Genomic DNA, 13,132 nt, shown 5'->3' with positions numbered 1-13,132 from the left:
GGCGGGGCGGGGCGGGGGCGGGGCGGGGGCGCGGGCGGCAGCTAGGGGCAGCGGAGGGGGATCAAGGTTCGGATGATGTGGGCGGGGCGCCGGTAGAGGTCCTGGTCCGTGAAGTGGCGCATTTGCCAGCCGTTGGCGGCGAGCCAGTTCGATCGAGCGCGATCGTGCCGGAGGCGGACGCGGTCCAGATGGGACGAACCGTCGTACTCGACACCGACGCGGTGTCGCCGGTACCCGAGATCCAGGCGGTAGAGCGGTATCCCGTTGCGGTCCGAGACCCAGACCTGTGGCTCCGGCGTTGGCAGACCGCCGTCCATCAGCACCAGGCGAAGCTGGCTCTCCTGCCGACACTCTGCCCGAGGATCGGCGCGTGGCACGAGATCGCGCGCCTGGCAGACTCCACGCAGACGATCGTGCCGAGCGACCTCGACCCTGAGGTCGTCGGGCTGACAGGCGCCTACGCGAAGGCAAAGATCCAGCAGCGGCATCGCTTCCATTCGTTGCAACGAGCGGGCCAGGTCCACCGCGCATCTGGCGGCGGGGGCACAGGGCACTCCGGCCAGCAGCACCGGATCACGCACCGGCAGCACCGCTTCGTGGGTAACGACGCCTCGGATACGCGGGACGTTCTCCCCCGCCGGCACGATCACGTGCACGTTGGCGCTTCGCGTGTCGCCAAAGCCATGCAGTTGCGCGCCGGTATGAAAGCCGACGACGGCGCTGGCGGGTAGCCGCCGGAAGATTGCCGGTAGGCGTCCGGCCTGGTCGGCCGATGGCGCGTAGATGCTCCGCGACAGCCGGTGCAGGCGGGACAGCTCGGTCAACCTGCGCAGTCGTTCCCGGCTGAGGCCGGCCGCGAGTAACTCGGAGTATCGATACAAAGGCTCTGCCATGCCGCAAAAATCTGCTGCACCAGCTCGAACCCCTCGACCCCGACAGAGCGTCCTGTGGATAACCACCCGCCCTGTGCACAACCCCCGCAGCCGTCCCCCTGGGTGCTATACGACAGGCCGGCCGGCCGGGTCGATCATGGAGTTGTGGTGGGGGACAGATGCCATGTAATAGCGCATTCATCCCACCACAACTCCATGATCCACCCGGTCAGGGCGGGGCGGGGCGTGATTGGGATCAGTCGCAGGCGATGCCGTCGCCGTCTCGGTCGAGGTCGTAGATGTCGTCGCCGAGCACCCTGATCGGCCCGCTGACGTAGGCGGGGCCGTTGCCACTGCCACCCGCGCAGTCGACGTCGCTGGCGATCGGGACGCAGCCGCTTTAGTTCGGGTCGCACTTCGACGACTGCGGCTTCTTGGTGCCGACGGCAACGACCTGGGTCACCGGCTGCTTCGTCACGGCGGATTTGACCAGCTTCTTGGCCGTCCGCACGCCATCGGTGGTGGTCACCTCGTAGGTCAGGGTCCGGACGCCGTTCACGCCCTTGGTCCGGACGACCCGCTTACCCTCGGCCAGTGACGAGTCCTTGACGGTCCGCTCGCCGTACCGGACCGTGGCCCGCTCCGTCACGGTCGTCACCTGCACCACCGGCACGGCTGCCGCGCTGGACGGGCTGGGTGCGACCGACAAAGGCGCCGACGAGGGCACGGTGGAGGGCGCGGCGAGCGGCGACTCCTCCTGGGCCGGGGCTTCCTGGGTCGGCTCGCCGGGCGCGGCCAGGATCGGCTGCTGCGGCTGCTCGGCGGCGGTGCCGGTCTTGGTCGGCTCCGGCTCGCCGGTCAACGCGCCGACGATGGCGGTGCCGGTGCAGCAGAGCAGCAGGATCGAGAGCGTCACCGAGCCGAGGATCACGGCGACCCGGCTGGCGGGAGTGGCCCGGCGGAACCAGTTCGGTCGGGGCGTCTGGCCGAACGACGGCGGGTACGGCGGCCCCGGGTTCTGTGGTGGTTGCATCGTCACGGCGATGAGTGTCGTCGCAAACACATTCTGCAATATCCCCCGTCGCGTTCGTCACCTGCGCTTTTCGCTTCGCGGGAAAGATCAGTGGGCGCGATTGCGGGCGACGAGTCGACAGGCGCGGCAACCCGGCAGGTCGGCAGGGCAGGGCCGATCATGCGGGTGTCAGCGCCAACAAAAGCCACAGATCTGCACGTACCGCGTCGGCAGGCGATCGGATGTCCACCGGGGACGACGAAACTGTCGCGATGCCGTCAGCGGGGCGGGCTCACCGCTCCTCCATCGCCCATGGCGACCCGTAACCGTTCAGCAGATCGAGGAAGGGCATCGGGGGCAGCGCTTCCGGCCCGAGCACCCCGACACCGGCCCACGCGCCGCTGGCGAGCAACTCCAACGCGACGACCGGGTTGACGGCGGTCTGCCAGACCACCGCCTGGTGCCCGTACTCCCGCATCGACCATTCGTTGTCGACCACGTGGTACAGGTAGACCTCGCGGGGTTGCCCGTCCGGGCCGAGGCCGCGTACCCAGGTGCCGGCGCAGGTCTTGCCGCGCATCCGGGCACCGAGCGTGGCCGGGTCGGGCAGACTCGCGGCCACCACGTCGCGCGGGGAGACGTCGACGCCGCGTACCCGCACCGGGGAGACCGCGTCCAGGCCGAGCTTGTGCAGCGTCTTGAGCACCTCGATGAACTCGTCGCCGAGGCCGTACTTGAAGGTGACCCGCCGGGCCTTGACCCAGCGCGGGATGAGCAGCACCTCCTCGTGCTCGACGTTGACGCACTCGACCGGCCCGATCCCCTCCGGAAAGTGGAAGACCTCCGGCTCGGAGAACGGTTCGGTGGTGAACCAGCCCCGGTCCCTCTCCCAGACGACCGGCGGGTTGAGGCACTCCTCGATGGTGGTCCAGATGGAGAACGAGGGCGCGAAGTCGTACCCGTCGACGGTGAGGTTCGCCCCGTCCCGGACACCGATCTCGTCGATCTCACTGAACAGTTCGTCGGCGGCGTACCGGGCGAACACGTCGGAGAGGCCAGGCTCGACCCCGATGCCGCACAGCGCCAGCCGACCGGCCGCCGACCAGGTGTCGGCCAGCGCGAACTGTTCGTCGCCGAGCTTCACGCCGGTCTCGACGTGCGACAGCGACATCGCCATGTCCAGGTAGTCCGCGCCGGCCGCGAACGCGCCGTTGAAGATCGGCATGACGAACCGCGGGTCGACGGCGTTCAGCACGTGAGTGATCCGGTGCTCCCGGCACAACGCGGTGACCGCGTCGGCCGAGGAGGCGTCCACCTGGGCGGCGACGAAACGGTCACCGTGCCCGGCGACCGCGCGCTGGGCGCGAACGGGGTCGTGGTCGGCGACCACCATGGTCTCGAAGAAGGTCCGTCGGGCGGCGATGGCTACGGCGGCGGAGCCGACGCCACCGGCGCCGACGAGGAGGACACGCATCAGGAATCAAACCCCAAACCGAAACGATCGAGAGTACGGAGCCAGAGGTCGCGCCGGCCCTCGCGCGCGTCGGCGCGGGCCAGTGACCAGCGAGTGAGATTGATGCCGACCGCGCGGACGGGTTCCGGCGGGAACGGCAGTGGCTTGCGGCGAACCAGGTCGAGCCGGGTCAGCGGGGTGTTCCCGCCGTCGAGCAGGTCGAGCAGCACCCGGGCGCCGAAGCGGGTGGCCCCGACGCCGAGGCCGGTGTAGCCGGCCGCGTACGCCAGCCGACCGCCGTAGGCGGTGCCGAAGAACGGGCAGAACCGGGTGCAGGTGTCGATGACACCGCCCCAGCGATGGCTGAACCGCACGTCGGCGAGCTGCGGGAACGTGGTGAAGAAGTGGCGGGCGAGGGTGGTGAAGGTGGCCGGTCGTTGCTCCAACTCGGGCGCGACCCGGTTGCCGTAGTGGTAGACGGCGTCGTAGCCGCCGAAGAGGATCCGCCCGTCGGCGGTGATCCGGTAGTAGTGGAACTGGTTGGCGGTGTCGGCGAGCCCCTGCCGGTTGCGCCAACCGATGGCGTCGCGCTGGCCCGGGGTGAGCGGTTCGGTCATCAGCACGTGGTCGTAGACCGGCACCAGGTACGCCCGCAGGCGGCGCAGCAGCGGCGGGAAGGCGTTGGTGGCCAGCACGACCCGGCGCGCCCGTATCGAGCCGGGTTGGCCGGCGGCCCGGTTGTCGGCCGGGTGGGCGGCGGGATCGGTGCCCAGGGTGCTGGCGTGCAGCGCCGCGTTGTCGGCGCGCAGGCCGGTGACCCGGGTGTGCTCGTGCACGCGTACGCCGAGGTCGAGGCAGGCGCGGCGCAGCCCCCAGGCCAGCTTCGCCGGGTCCACCATGGCGACCCGGTCGGCGTCGTACATCCCACCCAGGTACGTCGGTGAGTGCACCTCGGCGCGTACCTCGTCCCGGTCGAGCAGCCGCACCCGGTGGCCGTACCGGCGGGCCAGGTCCGCGTCGGCGGCCAGTCCGTCGAGTTGGTACGGCTCGACGGCGACGGCCAGCTCACCGGTGCGCTCGAAGTCGCAGTCGATGTCGAACTTGGCGACGGTGGCGGCGATGGCGTCCAGGTTCTCCCGGCCGAGGCGTTCCAACTCGCCGACCTCGTCGGGGAACCGGTCGACGCCGTTGGCGAGGCCGTGGGTCAGCGAGGCGGCGCAGAACCCGCCGTTACGCCCGGACGCGGCCCAACCGCAGGTCCCGGCGTCGACGAGCAGCACGTCACGGTCCGGGCCCGCCTGCTTCGCCAACAATGCGGTCCACAGTCCGCCGTAACCGCCGCCGATCACCAGCAGGTCGGCGGAGTGCCGACCAGCCAGTGGCGGCAGCGGGTCGGGGCGGTCCGGGCGATCGAGCCAGTACGGCACGGGTGCCGCGTCGGCCAACGCCCGGCCGGTATGCGGAAGCGTCATGACGACCGACGCAGGTGACCTGACGGCCCGGCCAGCAGGTTGGCGCGGCGGGCCCGTCGACCGCGCAGCGAGCTGAGCCCCACGAGCAGCAGCGCGACTGCGAACATCGCGGTGCCGATCACGTTGACCTGCGGGGGAATGCCACGCTGGGCAGCGCCCCAGACGTACATCGGGAACGTGACTGTGGTGCCGGCGTTGAAGTTCGTGATGATGAAGTCGTCGAAGCTCAGCGAGAAGGCCAGCAACGCGGCGGCCACGATGCCGGGCAGCACCAGCGGCAGGGTGATCCGCCGGAAGGTCTGCCACTCGTTGGCGTAGAGGTCCATGGCGGCCTCCTCCAGCCGCCGGTCCATCCCGGCGAGCCGTGCCTTCACTGTCACCACCACGAACGACACGCAGAACATCACGTGCGCGATCACGATGGTCCAGAAACCCTGCGGTACGCCCGCCGACACGAACAGGGCCAGCAACGACGTGCCCATCACCAGCTCCGGGGTGGCCATCGGCAGGAAGATCAGCACGTTGATCCCGGATCGGCCACGGAAGCGGTGCCGGACCAGCGCGAACGCCATCAGGGTGCCGAGCACTGTGGCGACCACTGTGGCGAGAAAGCCGATCTGCACGCTGCGGACCACCGCGTCGCACATGTCCGAGGTGGCACACGGTTGCCGCCAGTTGTCCAGCGTGAACTCGTTGAAGTCGTACGACAGTCGGCTCGACGGCCGGTTGAACGACAGCGCGGCCACCACCAGGATCGGCAGCGCCAGGTAGCCGAGCACCAGCAACCCCACGATCATCACCCAGCGGTCCGCCAACCAGCGCGAGAGTCGCATTAGAGGACCTCCTCCGTGCCGGCTCGACGGAGGTAGCCGAAGACCACCGCGAGGATCGCCGCCATCAGCAGGAACGACAGCGCGGCGCCCTGCGGGTAGTCCAGTCGGACCAGGAACGCCGAGTCGATGACGTTGCCGATCATGTATTCGTTCGGTGTACCGAGCAGTTCGGCGTTGATGTAGTCGCCGCTGGCCGGGATGAAGAACAGCAGCGTGCCGGCGACCAGGCCGGGCATGGACAGCGGCAGCGTCACCCGACGGAACGCCTGCACCGGGCTCGCGTACAGGTCGGTGGCCGCTTCCAGCAACCGGGGGTCCAGCCGCTCCAGGCTCGCGTACAGCGGCAGCACCAGGAACGGCAGGAAATTGTACGTCAGGCCGAGCACCACAGCGAACGGGGTGGCCAACAGCCGACCGTCCGGGGCGAGCAGGTGCACGTCGCGCAGCAGACCGACGAGCGCGCCGTTGTCCGACAGGATCGTCTTCCAGGCCAGCGTGCGGACCAGGAAGCTGGTGAACATGGGCGCGACGACGCACACCAGCAGCAGGTTCTTCCAGCGGCCGGCCTTCTGCGCGATGGCGTACGCCAGTGGGTAGCCCAGTAGCAACGCCAACACCAGGGCCAACCCGGCGTAGCCGAACGAGCGCAGGAACTGCGGCCAGTACGCCTGCACCACGTCCGGGTAGTTGCTGACCGCCCAGGTCATCGCGTACCCGGTGGAGAGCGAGCCGCTGGGGTCGTACAGGCTGGCCGCCGCCAACTGCACCAGCGGCACGCCGAAGAAGATGAGCAGCCAGGCCGCACCGGGCAACAACAGGAGGTACGGCAGAAGCCGGCGTCGCCCGGACCGGGCTGCCGGTGGCGCGGGTGGCGGGTGCCCCGATCCGGTGGGGGCCAGCAGGGTCACGACGACGCACCCACCGGCTCGTCGAGCACCGGCGATGTCCGGTCGGTGTCGGCGGCGTCGCGGGGCAGCAGGAAGGCGTGCTGCGGATCCCAGTACGCGACGGCCTCGCTGCCGAGCGCCACTCGCGTCGACGTCCCGCTGTTGGCGGCGAAGACCGACAACTCGGTGCCCCAGCCGGTGCGCAGCAGGTACTGCGTGCTGACTCCCACGTAGGAGGCGTCGGTGACCACCCCGGTGACGTGCTGATGCCCGGCGGGCACCTGGTCGGCGGAGCCGACCAGAATCAGCTTCTCCGGGCGTACCCCCAGGTGGACCGGGCCGTGGTCGGCCCGCGACCGGCCGGCGGGCACCGAGAAGCGCGTGCCGTGCGCCGTCACCGCGACGTCGCCGCCGCTGGCGCCGGTGGCCTCGCCGGCGAGCAGGTTGGACTGGCCGAGGAAGTTCGCCACGAAGGCGGTGGCGGGAAACTCGTAGATGTCGGCCGGGGCACCCAACTGCTCGATCCGGCCGGCGTTCATCACCGCGACGGTGTCGGCCATGGTCATGGCCTCCTCCTGGTCGTGGGTGACGTGCACGAAGGTGATGCCCACCTCGGTCTGGATGCGCTTCAGCTCGATCTGCATCTGTCGGCGCAGCTTGAGGTCGAGTGCGCCCAGCGGCTCGTCGAGCAGCAGCACCTGCGGCCGGTTGATCAGGGCGCGGGCCAGCGCGACCCGCTGCTGCTGACCTCCGGAGAGCTGGGCGGGGCGGCGGTTGCCGTAGCCGTCGAGTTGCACGAGCGACAGCATCCGGGTGACCTCGTCGTCGACCGAGCGGATGCCGCGTCGGCGCAGCCCGAAGGCGACGTTCTCGAAGATGGTGAGGTGCGGGAAGAGCGCGTAGCTCTGGAAGACGGTGTTGACCGGTCGCTTGTACGGCCGCAGCCGGGCGATGTCCCGGTCACCGAGCAGCACCTGGCCGCTGGTCGGCTCCTCCAGGCCGGCGATCATCCGCAACGTGGTGGTCTTGCCGCAGCCGGACGCCCCGAGCAGCGCGAAGAACGAGCCCTGCTCGATGGTCAGGCTCAGGTCGTCGACCGCGGTGAAGACGCCGAACCGCTTGGTGAGGTTGGCCAGGCGCAGGTCGCCGGCGGGTGTCTCGCGCGCCATCCTCATCACGCCCCGATGACCTGTTGGAACTTGCCCTCGTACTCCTTCTCCTGCTTCTCGTCCAGGGCCATGAACACCTTGGACTTCGACAGCAGCGCCTCGTCGGGGAAGATCAGCGGGTTGGCGGCCAGCTCGGGGTCGATCTTCTCCATCTCGGCCTGAGCGCCCTTGACCGGGCAGATGTAGTTGACGTACGCGGCGAGCTTCGCGGCGACCGCCGGCTCGTAGTAGTAGTTGATCAGGGCTTCGGCGTTGCCCTTGTGGGTGGCCTTGTTGGGGACCATCATGTTGTCGCTGTAGAGCATCACGCCGGAGTCCGGCGCGACGAACCGCACCTTTTCGTCCTCGGTGGAGAGTTGGATGACGTCGCCGGACCAGCCGATGCACGCGGCGATGTCGCCCTTGGCCAGGTCGGGCGCGTAGTCGTTGCCGGTGAACTTGCGGATCTGCCCGGAGTCGACGGCCTTCTTGAGCTTGTTGAGGGCGTCGTCGAACTGGGCGGCGGTGAAGTTCGCCGGGTCGTGCCCGTTGGACCCGAGCAGCAGGCCCATGGTGTCGCGCATCTCGCTGAGCGCTGTCACCTTGCCCTTGAGGTCGGGGCGGGTGAGCAGTTCGTCGACCGTCCGCAGTTCCTTGGTGACGTTGCCGTTGTACGCCAGGCCGGCGAGGCCGGACTGCCACGGAATGGAGATCCGGTTCTCGGCGTCGAAGGGGCGGTTGAGTAAAGACGGAAGCAGGTTGGCCTGCACGTTCGGGATCTTCGCCGGGTCCAGCTTCTGGATCCAGCCGAGCCGGATCATCCGGGCCGCCATCCAGTCGGTCAGCACGATGATGTCCCGGTCGGTGCTCTGGCAGGCGGCGAGTTGGTTCTGCACCTTGCCGAAGAATTCGTTGTTGTCGTTGATGTCCTCGGTGTAGGTCACCTGAATGCCGGTCTTCGTGATGAACTCGTCGAGGCTCGGTCGCTTGGACTCGTCAGTGTCGTCCACGTCCATGTACTGCGGCCAGTTCGCGAAGGCCAGTTTCTTCTCGGTGCCGGAGAGGTCCTCGCTGACGCAGCCAGCTTCGGTCTGCTGCGCACCCTTGGTGCCGCAGCCCGCGAGGCTGCCGCCCATGGTGAGCAGGGCGGCCGAACCGAGAGTGCCGGTGAGCAGTCCACGCCGGGAGAGGGGCCGGAGGGGAGTACGCATGACGACTCCTAGGGGGTCATCGTCGGCGGGCGGGACGGGGAGGCACGCCGGCGGGAATGTCGGGAGGGTCAAGTGCCATGGACGACTGATCCTGACATGAGGTGACCTCCCTTACAAGGGATTCCGTTGCGGGAATAGCGATGCACGACGAAATACGCCAGACTACGCGGGGATACACGCGCGACATCACGATTCGGGACATGGGGAGCGGGCAATGACAAACCGGCAGCACGAGAACAGCAATGGCGGTCGACGCGTCGCTGTCCGTGACGGCGCCAATCACGCTCTGCTGGATGACGTGGCCAAGCAGATCATCGAGCAGCTCCAGGAGGACGGCCGCCGCCCGTACGCGACGATCGGCAAGGCGGTGGGGCTGTCCGAGGCGGCGGTCCGGCAGCGGGTGCAGCGGCTGCTCGACTCCGGCGTGATGCAGATCGTGGCGGTGACCGATCCGCTCCAGCTCGGCTTCAACCGGCAGGCGATGATCGGCCTACGCACCGACGGCGACCTGGAAGCGGTCGCGGACCGGCTGGCCGAGCTGGACGAGGTCGACTACGTGGTTATCACCGCCGGGTCGTTCGACCTGCTCACCGAGGTGGTCTGCCGCAACGACGACCACCTGCTGGAGATCCTGCAACGACTGCGCGCGGTGCCCGGGGTGCTCTCCACCGAGGCGTTCGTCTATCTCAAGCTGCGCAAGCAGACCTACACCTGGGGTACGGCCTGAGCTTCCCCTTGATTCACTCGGCTTTGCGGAAGTCGGGGTGTTCGGGCCGCCGTGATGCCCCGGTTTCCGTGAACCCGAGTGGATCAGCGACCCGTCGCGCGGACCGTTTCGGCTGCGCCGACCGCGCCTACCGCGCCGACGAACGACGACCAGGCGGTCGGCGCGAAGGCCAGGGCGCCGCCGTCGCGGTCCTTACTGTCGCGCACCAGCACCAGGCCGGGCAGGTTGTCGGCCACCTCGACGCAGGCACCACCGTTGTTGCTGCTGGGCCGGCCAGCCCGGTGTGCCACGGGCTCCGCCTCCTGCCGACCGCCGATCAACCGGGTCAGCGGCAGTACGGATTCCGTTGCATCCATGACTCCTGTGCGCTAAATCCGTCGCCAACTGACCGTGATACCGCCGATAACACTTGCTTCGGAGGCTGAGACTGTGCGATAACCGTTGGCAGAGCGGCCGGCCTCACCCCTTTGACCGGCCCGACGACCGATGGGGCTGACATGGCCAACGCCACCGACCACCTCTGGATGCACTTCACCCGGATGGCGAGCTACTCCGCCGGCGAGGTGCCGACCATCGTGCGCGGTGAGGGAGCGTACGTGTGGGACGCGCAGGGTCGCCGCTACCTGGACGGGCTCGCCGGGCTCTTCGTGGTCAACGCCGGCCACGGCCGCACCGAACTGGCCGAGGCCGCCGCCAAGCAGGCCGGCGAACTGGCCTACTTCCCGCTCTGGTCGTACGCGCACCCAAAGGCCATCGAGCTGGCCGAGAGGATCGCCGCGCTCACCCCCGGCGACCTCAACCGGATCTTCTTCACCACCGGCGGCTCCGAGGCCGTCGAGGCGGCGTGGAAGCTGGCCCGCGCGTACTTCAAGCGCACCGGGAAGCCCAACAAGTACAAGGTGATCAGCCGGTACATCGCCTACCACGGCACCTCCATGGGCGCCCTGTCGATCACCGGCCTGCCCGGCATCAAGAGCGACTTCGAGCCACTGGTGCCGGGCGCGATCAAGGTGCCGAACACGAACTTCTACCGGGCGCCCGAGCACGGCGACGACCCCGAGGCGTTCGGCCGCTGGGCCGCCGACGAGATCGGTCGGGCCATCGAGCGGGAGGGGCCGGACACGGTCGCCGCGGTCTTCCTTGAGCCCGTACAGAACTCCGGCGGGTGCTTCCCGCCGCCGCCCGGCTACTTCGAGCGGGTACGGGAGATCTGCGACGCGTACGACGTGCTGCTCGTCTCGGACGAGGTGATCTGTTCGTGGGGGCGGTTGGGCGAGTACTTCGGCGCGGTGCGCTACGGCTACCAACCCGACATCATCACCACCGCCAAGGGCATCACCTCCGGCTACGCCCCGCTCGGCGCGATGATCGCCAGCGACCGACTGATGGAACCGTTCCTCACCGAGACCGGCATGTTCGCCCACGGGGTGACCTTCGGAGGCCACCCGGTCTCCTGCGCGGTGGCCCTGGCCAACCTGGAGGTCTTCGCCCGCGAGGACCTGGTCGGGCACGTACGCGCCAACGAGGACGCCTTCCGGGCCACCCTGGAGAAGCTGTACGACCTGCCGATCGTCGGCGACGTCCGTGGCGACGGCTACTTCTACGGCATCGAACTGGTCAAGGACAAGACCACCCGGGAGACCTTCACCGAGGCCGAGTCGGAGCGCCTGCTGCGCGGCTTCCTCTCCACCGCCCTGTTCCAGGCCGGCCTCTACTGCCGGGCCGACGACCGGGGCGACCCGGTCATCCAGCTGGCCCCTCCCCTGATCGCCGAGCAGCAGCACTTCGACGAGGTCGAGCAGATCCTCCGCACAGTCCTAACCCAAGCCTGGACCAAGCTCTAACCCCACCCACCCACTGGTGCACTGGTGTTGATCAAGAGGTTTGCGTCAAAAGCGCGCCGGCTGATGACCGAAACCTCTTGATCAACACCAGTGAGGGCGGGCGCGGGCCGGGCGCGGGTTAGTGGTTGGGGGGGATTACTCGGAGGTGGCCTCGGCGGCCGGTCTGGTGCGGGTTCTCGGGACGGTTCTGGTCCGGCTCCGGGGGGCGGGGGGCCGGGCGGGCGGCTTCGCGGACCGCTTCGGCCAGCGCGACCAGGTCGTCCGTGGTGGGCGGCGGCGGCTCGAACTCGCCCTCGTGTCGGACGACGTCCCAGCCTCGCGGCGCGGTGAGACTGCGGGCGTGCGGCTCGCACAGATCGTACGTGTGCGGCTCGGCGAACGCCGCCAGCGGCCCCACCACCGCTGTCGACTCGTTGTAGACATAGGTCAATGTGGCGACCGCTTGCCGGGGGCAGCCGTTACGGGAGCAGCGCCGTGGTGACCTCACGTGCGGCAGGGTATCTCCATTACCGGGTCCGGCGCATCGCTTCGCGTTGCGACACGCCCGTCATGGTGATCACAGTCGAACGTCCTGGGCGCGCCGCGCCACGGGAGCGGCGCTGCCGCTGACCAGCCCGAGACGGGCGCTACCCTTTGCCTCATGACGAGCCCGGAACACCGCCGCCCCGGCTCCGGCCGGCGTGCGCATCGTGACCGGCACGGGCGCGGCCTGCGCGGGCGGCTGGTGCCGGCCACCGTGCCGCTGGCGCGGACCAAGGCCGAGGTCTTCGACGACCTGGTCCTGGACACCGTCGAGACGCTGGAGCGTCGGTTCGCCAAGGAGCTGGCCGGGGTCGAGTTCGCGGTTGAGGACGTCCCGCCAGACCTGAACGTCTACGACTCGGACGTGCTGGAGGACGGCGAGGTCCCGTTGGCCCGGCTGCTGCCCGGCCGCCCGGGCCGGCAGGAGGTGCCGCCGCGGATCGTGCTGTACCGACGGCCCCTGGAGTTCCGGGCGATGGACCGTGAGGACCTCGCCGATCTCGTCCATGACGTGATCATCGAACAGGTGGCGAACCTTCTCGGGGTAGACCCGGACGAGCTCGCCTGAGCCAACCCCCGAGCGGAGAGTCGGGCGGCCCCCACCGCCTCGACCTCACACCGCTCAGGCGGCCCCCCGCCCAGACCTGCACCGCTCAGGCGGCCCGCCGCTTCAACTTGCGCCGCTCCCGCTCGGAGAGCCCACCCCAGATGCCGAACCGCTCGTCGTGACCCAGTGCGTATTCGAGGCACTCGGTCTTGACCTCGCAACGCGAGCAGATCCGCTTCGCCTCGCGGGTCGAGCCGCCCTTCTCGGGAAAGAACGCCTCGGGGTCGGTCTGCGAGCACAAGGCCCGCTCCTGCCACTCCGGCGCGTTTCCGAGCAGGTCGGCCACCTCAAGCTGGCCGTCCATCAAATGCCTCCTTGTCGCGCACCGGCGTCATCGCCGCTGCAACCCCCCACGCGAAAGGCGTGCTTGTCCGTCCGGTCCCGTTTTGTTGCGTTCCGTGCGAACAACCCCATTCAAATTACACGCGTGTAATGCGTGCGCCGTCAAGCCAAACTTGATAATGGAGTCGCCCTCCCGACACCCCCGGTCGGCCACTCGGGCCGTCCAGCCTCGCAACCTGCCCTATCGATTCAGACCCCGACC

14 protein-coding genes are annotated in these 13,132 nt (G+C 69.1%); 3 read left to right on the top strand and 11 right to left on the bottom strand.

What is annotated here, in order from left to right; translation table 11 throughout:
- Positions 1–41 precede the first annotated feature (41 nt).
- From ACQRWP_RS33050 to ACQRWP_RS33015, 8 genes are all read right to left on the bottom strand, one after another.
- Positions 42–893 carry a DUF559 domain-containing protein gene (locus ACQRWP_RS33050; RefSeq protein WP_430500043.1) on the bottom strand — a complete coding sequence of 284 codons (852 nt, stop codon included), beginning with the start codon at positions 891–893 and terminating at the stop codon, positions 42–44.
- 379 nt (positions 894–1,272) lie between these two features.
- Entirely contained in the window at positions 1,273–1,905 is a 633-nt protein-coding gene (locus ACQRWP_RS33045; protein WP_430503367.1) for a G5 domain-containing protein, read from the bottom strand.
- A 271-nt stretch (positions 1,906–2,176) separates the two neighbouring features.
- Positions 2,177–3,358 carry a saccharopine dehydrogenase family protein gene (locus ACQRWP_RS33040; RefSeq protein WP_430500042.1) on the bottom strand — a complete coding sequence of 394 codons (1,182 nt, stop codon included), beginning with the start codon at positions 3,356–3,358 and terminating at the stop codon, positions 2,177–2,179.
- Positions 3,358–4,809, bottom strand: a complete 1,452-nt coding sequence (locus ACQRWP_RS33035) for an NAD(P)/FAD-dependent oxidoreductase (protein ID WP_430500041.1) — start codon at positions 4,807–4,809, stop codon at positions 3,358–3,360. Before ACQRWP_RS33035 ends, ACQRWP_RS33040 begins: the two co-directional genes overlap by 1 nt.
- Positions 4,806–5,642: an ABC transporter permease gene (locus ACQRWP_RS33030; protein WP_430500040.1), complete on the bottom strand. Its 837-nt coding sequence runs from the start codon at positions 5,640–5,642 to the stop codon at positions 4,806–4,808. The genes ACQRWP_RS33035 and ACQRWP_RS33030 overlap by 4 nt, the downstream gene beginning before the upstream one ends.
- A complete protein-coding gene (locus ACQRWP_RS33025) occupies positions 5,642–6,550 on the bottom strand; it encodes an ABC transporter permease (protein WP_430500039.1) in 909 nt (302 codons plus the stop codon). The genes ACQRWP_RS33030 and ACQRWP_RS33025 overlap by 1 nt, the downstream gene beginning before the upstream one ends.
- Positions 6,547–7,704 (bottom strand): ABC transporter ATP-binding protein, encoded by a 1,158-nt coding sequence (locus ACQRWP_RS33020; RefSeq protein ID WP_430500038.1) that lies wholly within the window; start codon positions 7,702–7,704, stop codon positions 6,547–6,549. The genes ACQRWP_RS33025 and ACQRWP_RS33020 overlap by 4 nt, the downstream gene beginning before the upstream one ends.
- Positions 7,704–8,888 (bottom strand): extracellular solute-binding protein, encoded by a 1,185-nt coding sequence (locus ACQRWP_RS33015; protein ID WP_430500037.1) that lies wholly within the window; start codon positions 8,886–8,888, stop codon positions 7,704–7,706. The genes ACQRWP_RS33020 and ACQRWP_RS33015 overlap by 1 nt, the downstream gene beginning before the upstream one ends.
- Before the next feature lie 214 nt (positions 8,889–9,102).
- On the opposite strand from ACQRWP_RS33015, the gene ACQRWP_RS33010 reads away from it, so the two are divergent.
- On the top strand, positions 9,103–9,615 hold the full coding sequence (locus ACQRWP_RS33010) for an Lrp/AsnC family transcriptional regulator (protein WP_091394101.1): 513 nt from the start codon (positions 9,103–9,105) through the stop codon (positions 9,613–9,615).
- An 83-nt stretch (positions 9,616–9,698) separates the two neighbouring features.
- On the opposite strand, the gene ACQRWP_RS33005 is transcribed toward ACQRWP_RS33010, so the two are convergent.
- Entirely contained in the window at positions 9,699–9,905 is a 207-nt protein-coding gene (locus ACQRWP_RS33005; protein WP_430503366.1) for a DUF397 domain-containing protein, read from the bottom strand.
- A gap of 207 nt (positions 9,906–10,112) precedes the next feature.
- On the opposite strand from ACQRWP_RS33005, the gene ACQRWP_RS33000 reads away from it, so the two are divergent.
- Positions 10,113–11,459 (top strand): aspartate aminotransferase family protein, encoded by a 1,347-nt coding sequence (locus tag ACQRWP_RS33000; RefSeq protein ID WP_430500036.1) that lies wholly within the window; start codon positions 10,113–10,115, stop codon positions 11,457–11,459.
- Positions 11,460–11,577: 118 nt separating this feature from the next.
- Here the strand turns inward: ACQRWP_RS33000 and ACQRWP_RS32995 are convergent, their stop codons facing one another.
- The gene (locus ACQRWP_RS32995) at positions 11,578–11,946 is read right to left on the bottom strand and encodes a DUF3499 domain-containing protein (RefSeq protein WP_091394110.1); all 369 of its coding nucleotides are present in this window, start codon (positions 11,944–11,946) and stop codon (positions 11,578–11,580) included.
- Positions 11,947–12,099: 153 nt separating this feature from the next.
- Here ACQRWP_RS32995 and ACQRWP_RS32990 point away from each other — a divergent pair, with 153 nt between their 5' ends.
- Entirely contained in the window at positions 12,100–12,549 is a 450-nt protein-coding gene (locus tag ACQRWP_RS32990) for a metallopeptidase family protein (protein WP_074316962.1), read from the top strand.
- Between the two features lie 85 nt (positions 12,550–12,634).
- Here the strand turns inward: ACQRWP_RS32990 and ACQRWP_RS32985 are convergent, their stop codons facing one another.
- The gene (locus tag ACQRWP_RS32985) at positions 12,635–12,892 is read right to left on the bottom strand and encodes a WhiB family transcriptional regulator (protein WP_007455784.1); all 258 of its coding nucleotides are present in this window, start codon (positions 12,890–12,892) and stop codon (positions 12,635–12,637) included.
- Between the last annotated feature and the right edge of the window lie 240 nt (positions 12,893–13,132).

This window comes from Micromonospora trifolii, assembly GCF_050516465.1.
Taxonomy (GTDB): domain Bacteria; phylum Actinomycetota; class Actinomycetes; order Mycobacteriales; family Micromonosporaceae; genus Micromonospora; species Micromonospora trifolii.
This window is presented reverse-complemented; position numbering and strand designations above follow the sequence as displayed.

Excerpts from the sequence above, each read along its gene's own strand:
- ACQRWP_RS33050 (WP_430500043.1), bottom strand. The coding sequence starts at position 893 with ATGGCAGAGCCTTTGTATCGATACTCCGAGTTACTCGCGGCCGGCCTC.
- ACQRWP_RS33045 (WP_430503367.1), bottom strand. The coding sequence starts at position 1,905 with ATGCAACCACCACAGAACCCGGGGCCGCCGTACCCGCCGTCGTTCGGC.
- ACQRWP_RS33040 (WP_430500042.1), bottom strand. The coding sequence starts at position 3,358 with ATGCGTGTCCTCCTCGTCGGCGCCGGTGGCGTCGGCTCCGCCGCCGTA.
- ACQRWP_RS33035 (WP_430500041.1), bottom strand. The coding sequence starts at position 4,809 with ATGACGCTTCCGCATACCGGCCGGGCGTTGGCCGACGCGGCACCCGTG.
- ACQRWP_RS33030 (WP_430500040.1), bottom strand. The coding sequence starts at position 5,642 with ATGCGACTCTCGCGCTGGTTGGCGGACCGCTGGGTGATGATCGTGGGG.
- ACQRWP_RS33020 (WP_430500038.1), bottom strand. The coding sequence starts at position 7,704 with ATGAGGATGGCGCGCGAGACACCCGCCGGCGACCTGCGCCTGGCCAAC.
- ACQRWP_RS33015 (WP_430500037.1), bottom strand. The coding sequence starts at position 8,888 with ATGCGTACTCCCCTCCGGCCCCTCTCCCGGCGTGGACTGCTCACCGGC.
- ACQRWP_RS33010 (WP_091394101.1), top strand. The coding sequence starts at position 9,103 with ATGACAAACCGGCAGCACGAGAACAGCAATGGCGGTCGACGCGTCGCT.
- ACQRWP_RS33000 (WP_430500036.1), top strand. The coding sequence starts at position 10,113 with ATGGCCAACGCCACCGACCACCTCTGGATGCACTTCACCCGGATGGCG.
- ACQRWP_RS32990 (WP_074316962.1), top strand. The coding sequence starts at position 12,100 with ATGACGAGCCCGGAACACCGCCGCCCCGGCTCCGGCCGGCGTGCGCAT.
- ACQRWP_RS32985 (WP_007455784.1), bottom strand. The coding sequence starts at position 12,892 with ATGGACGGCCAGCTTGAGGTGGCCGACCTGCTCGGAAACGCGCCGGAG.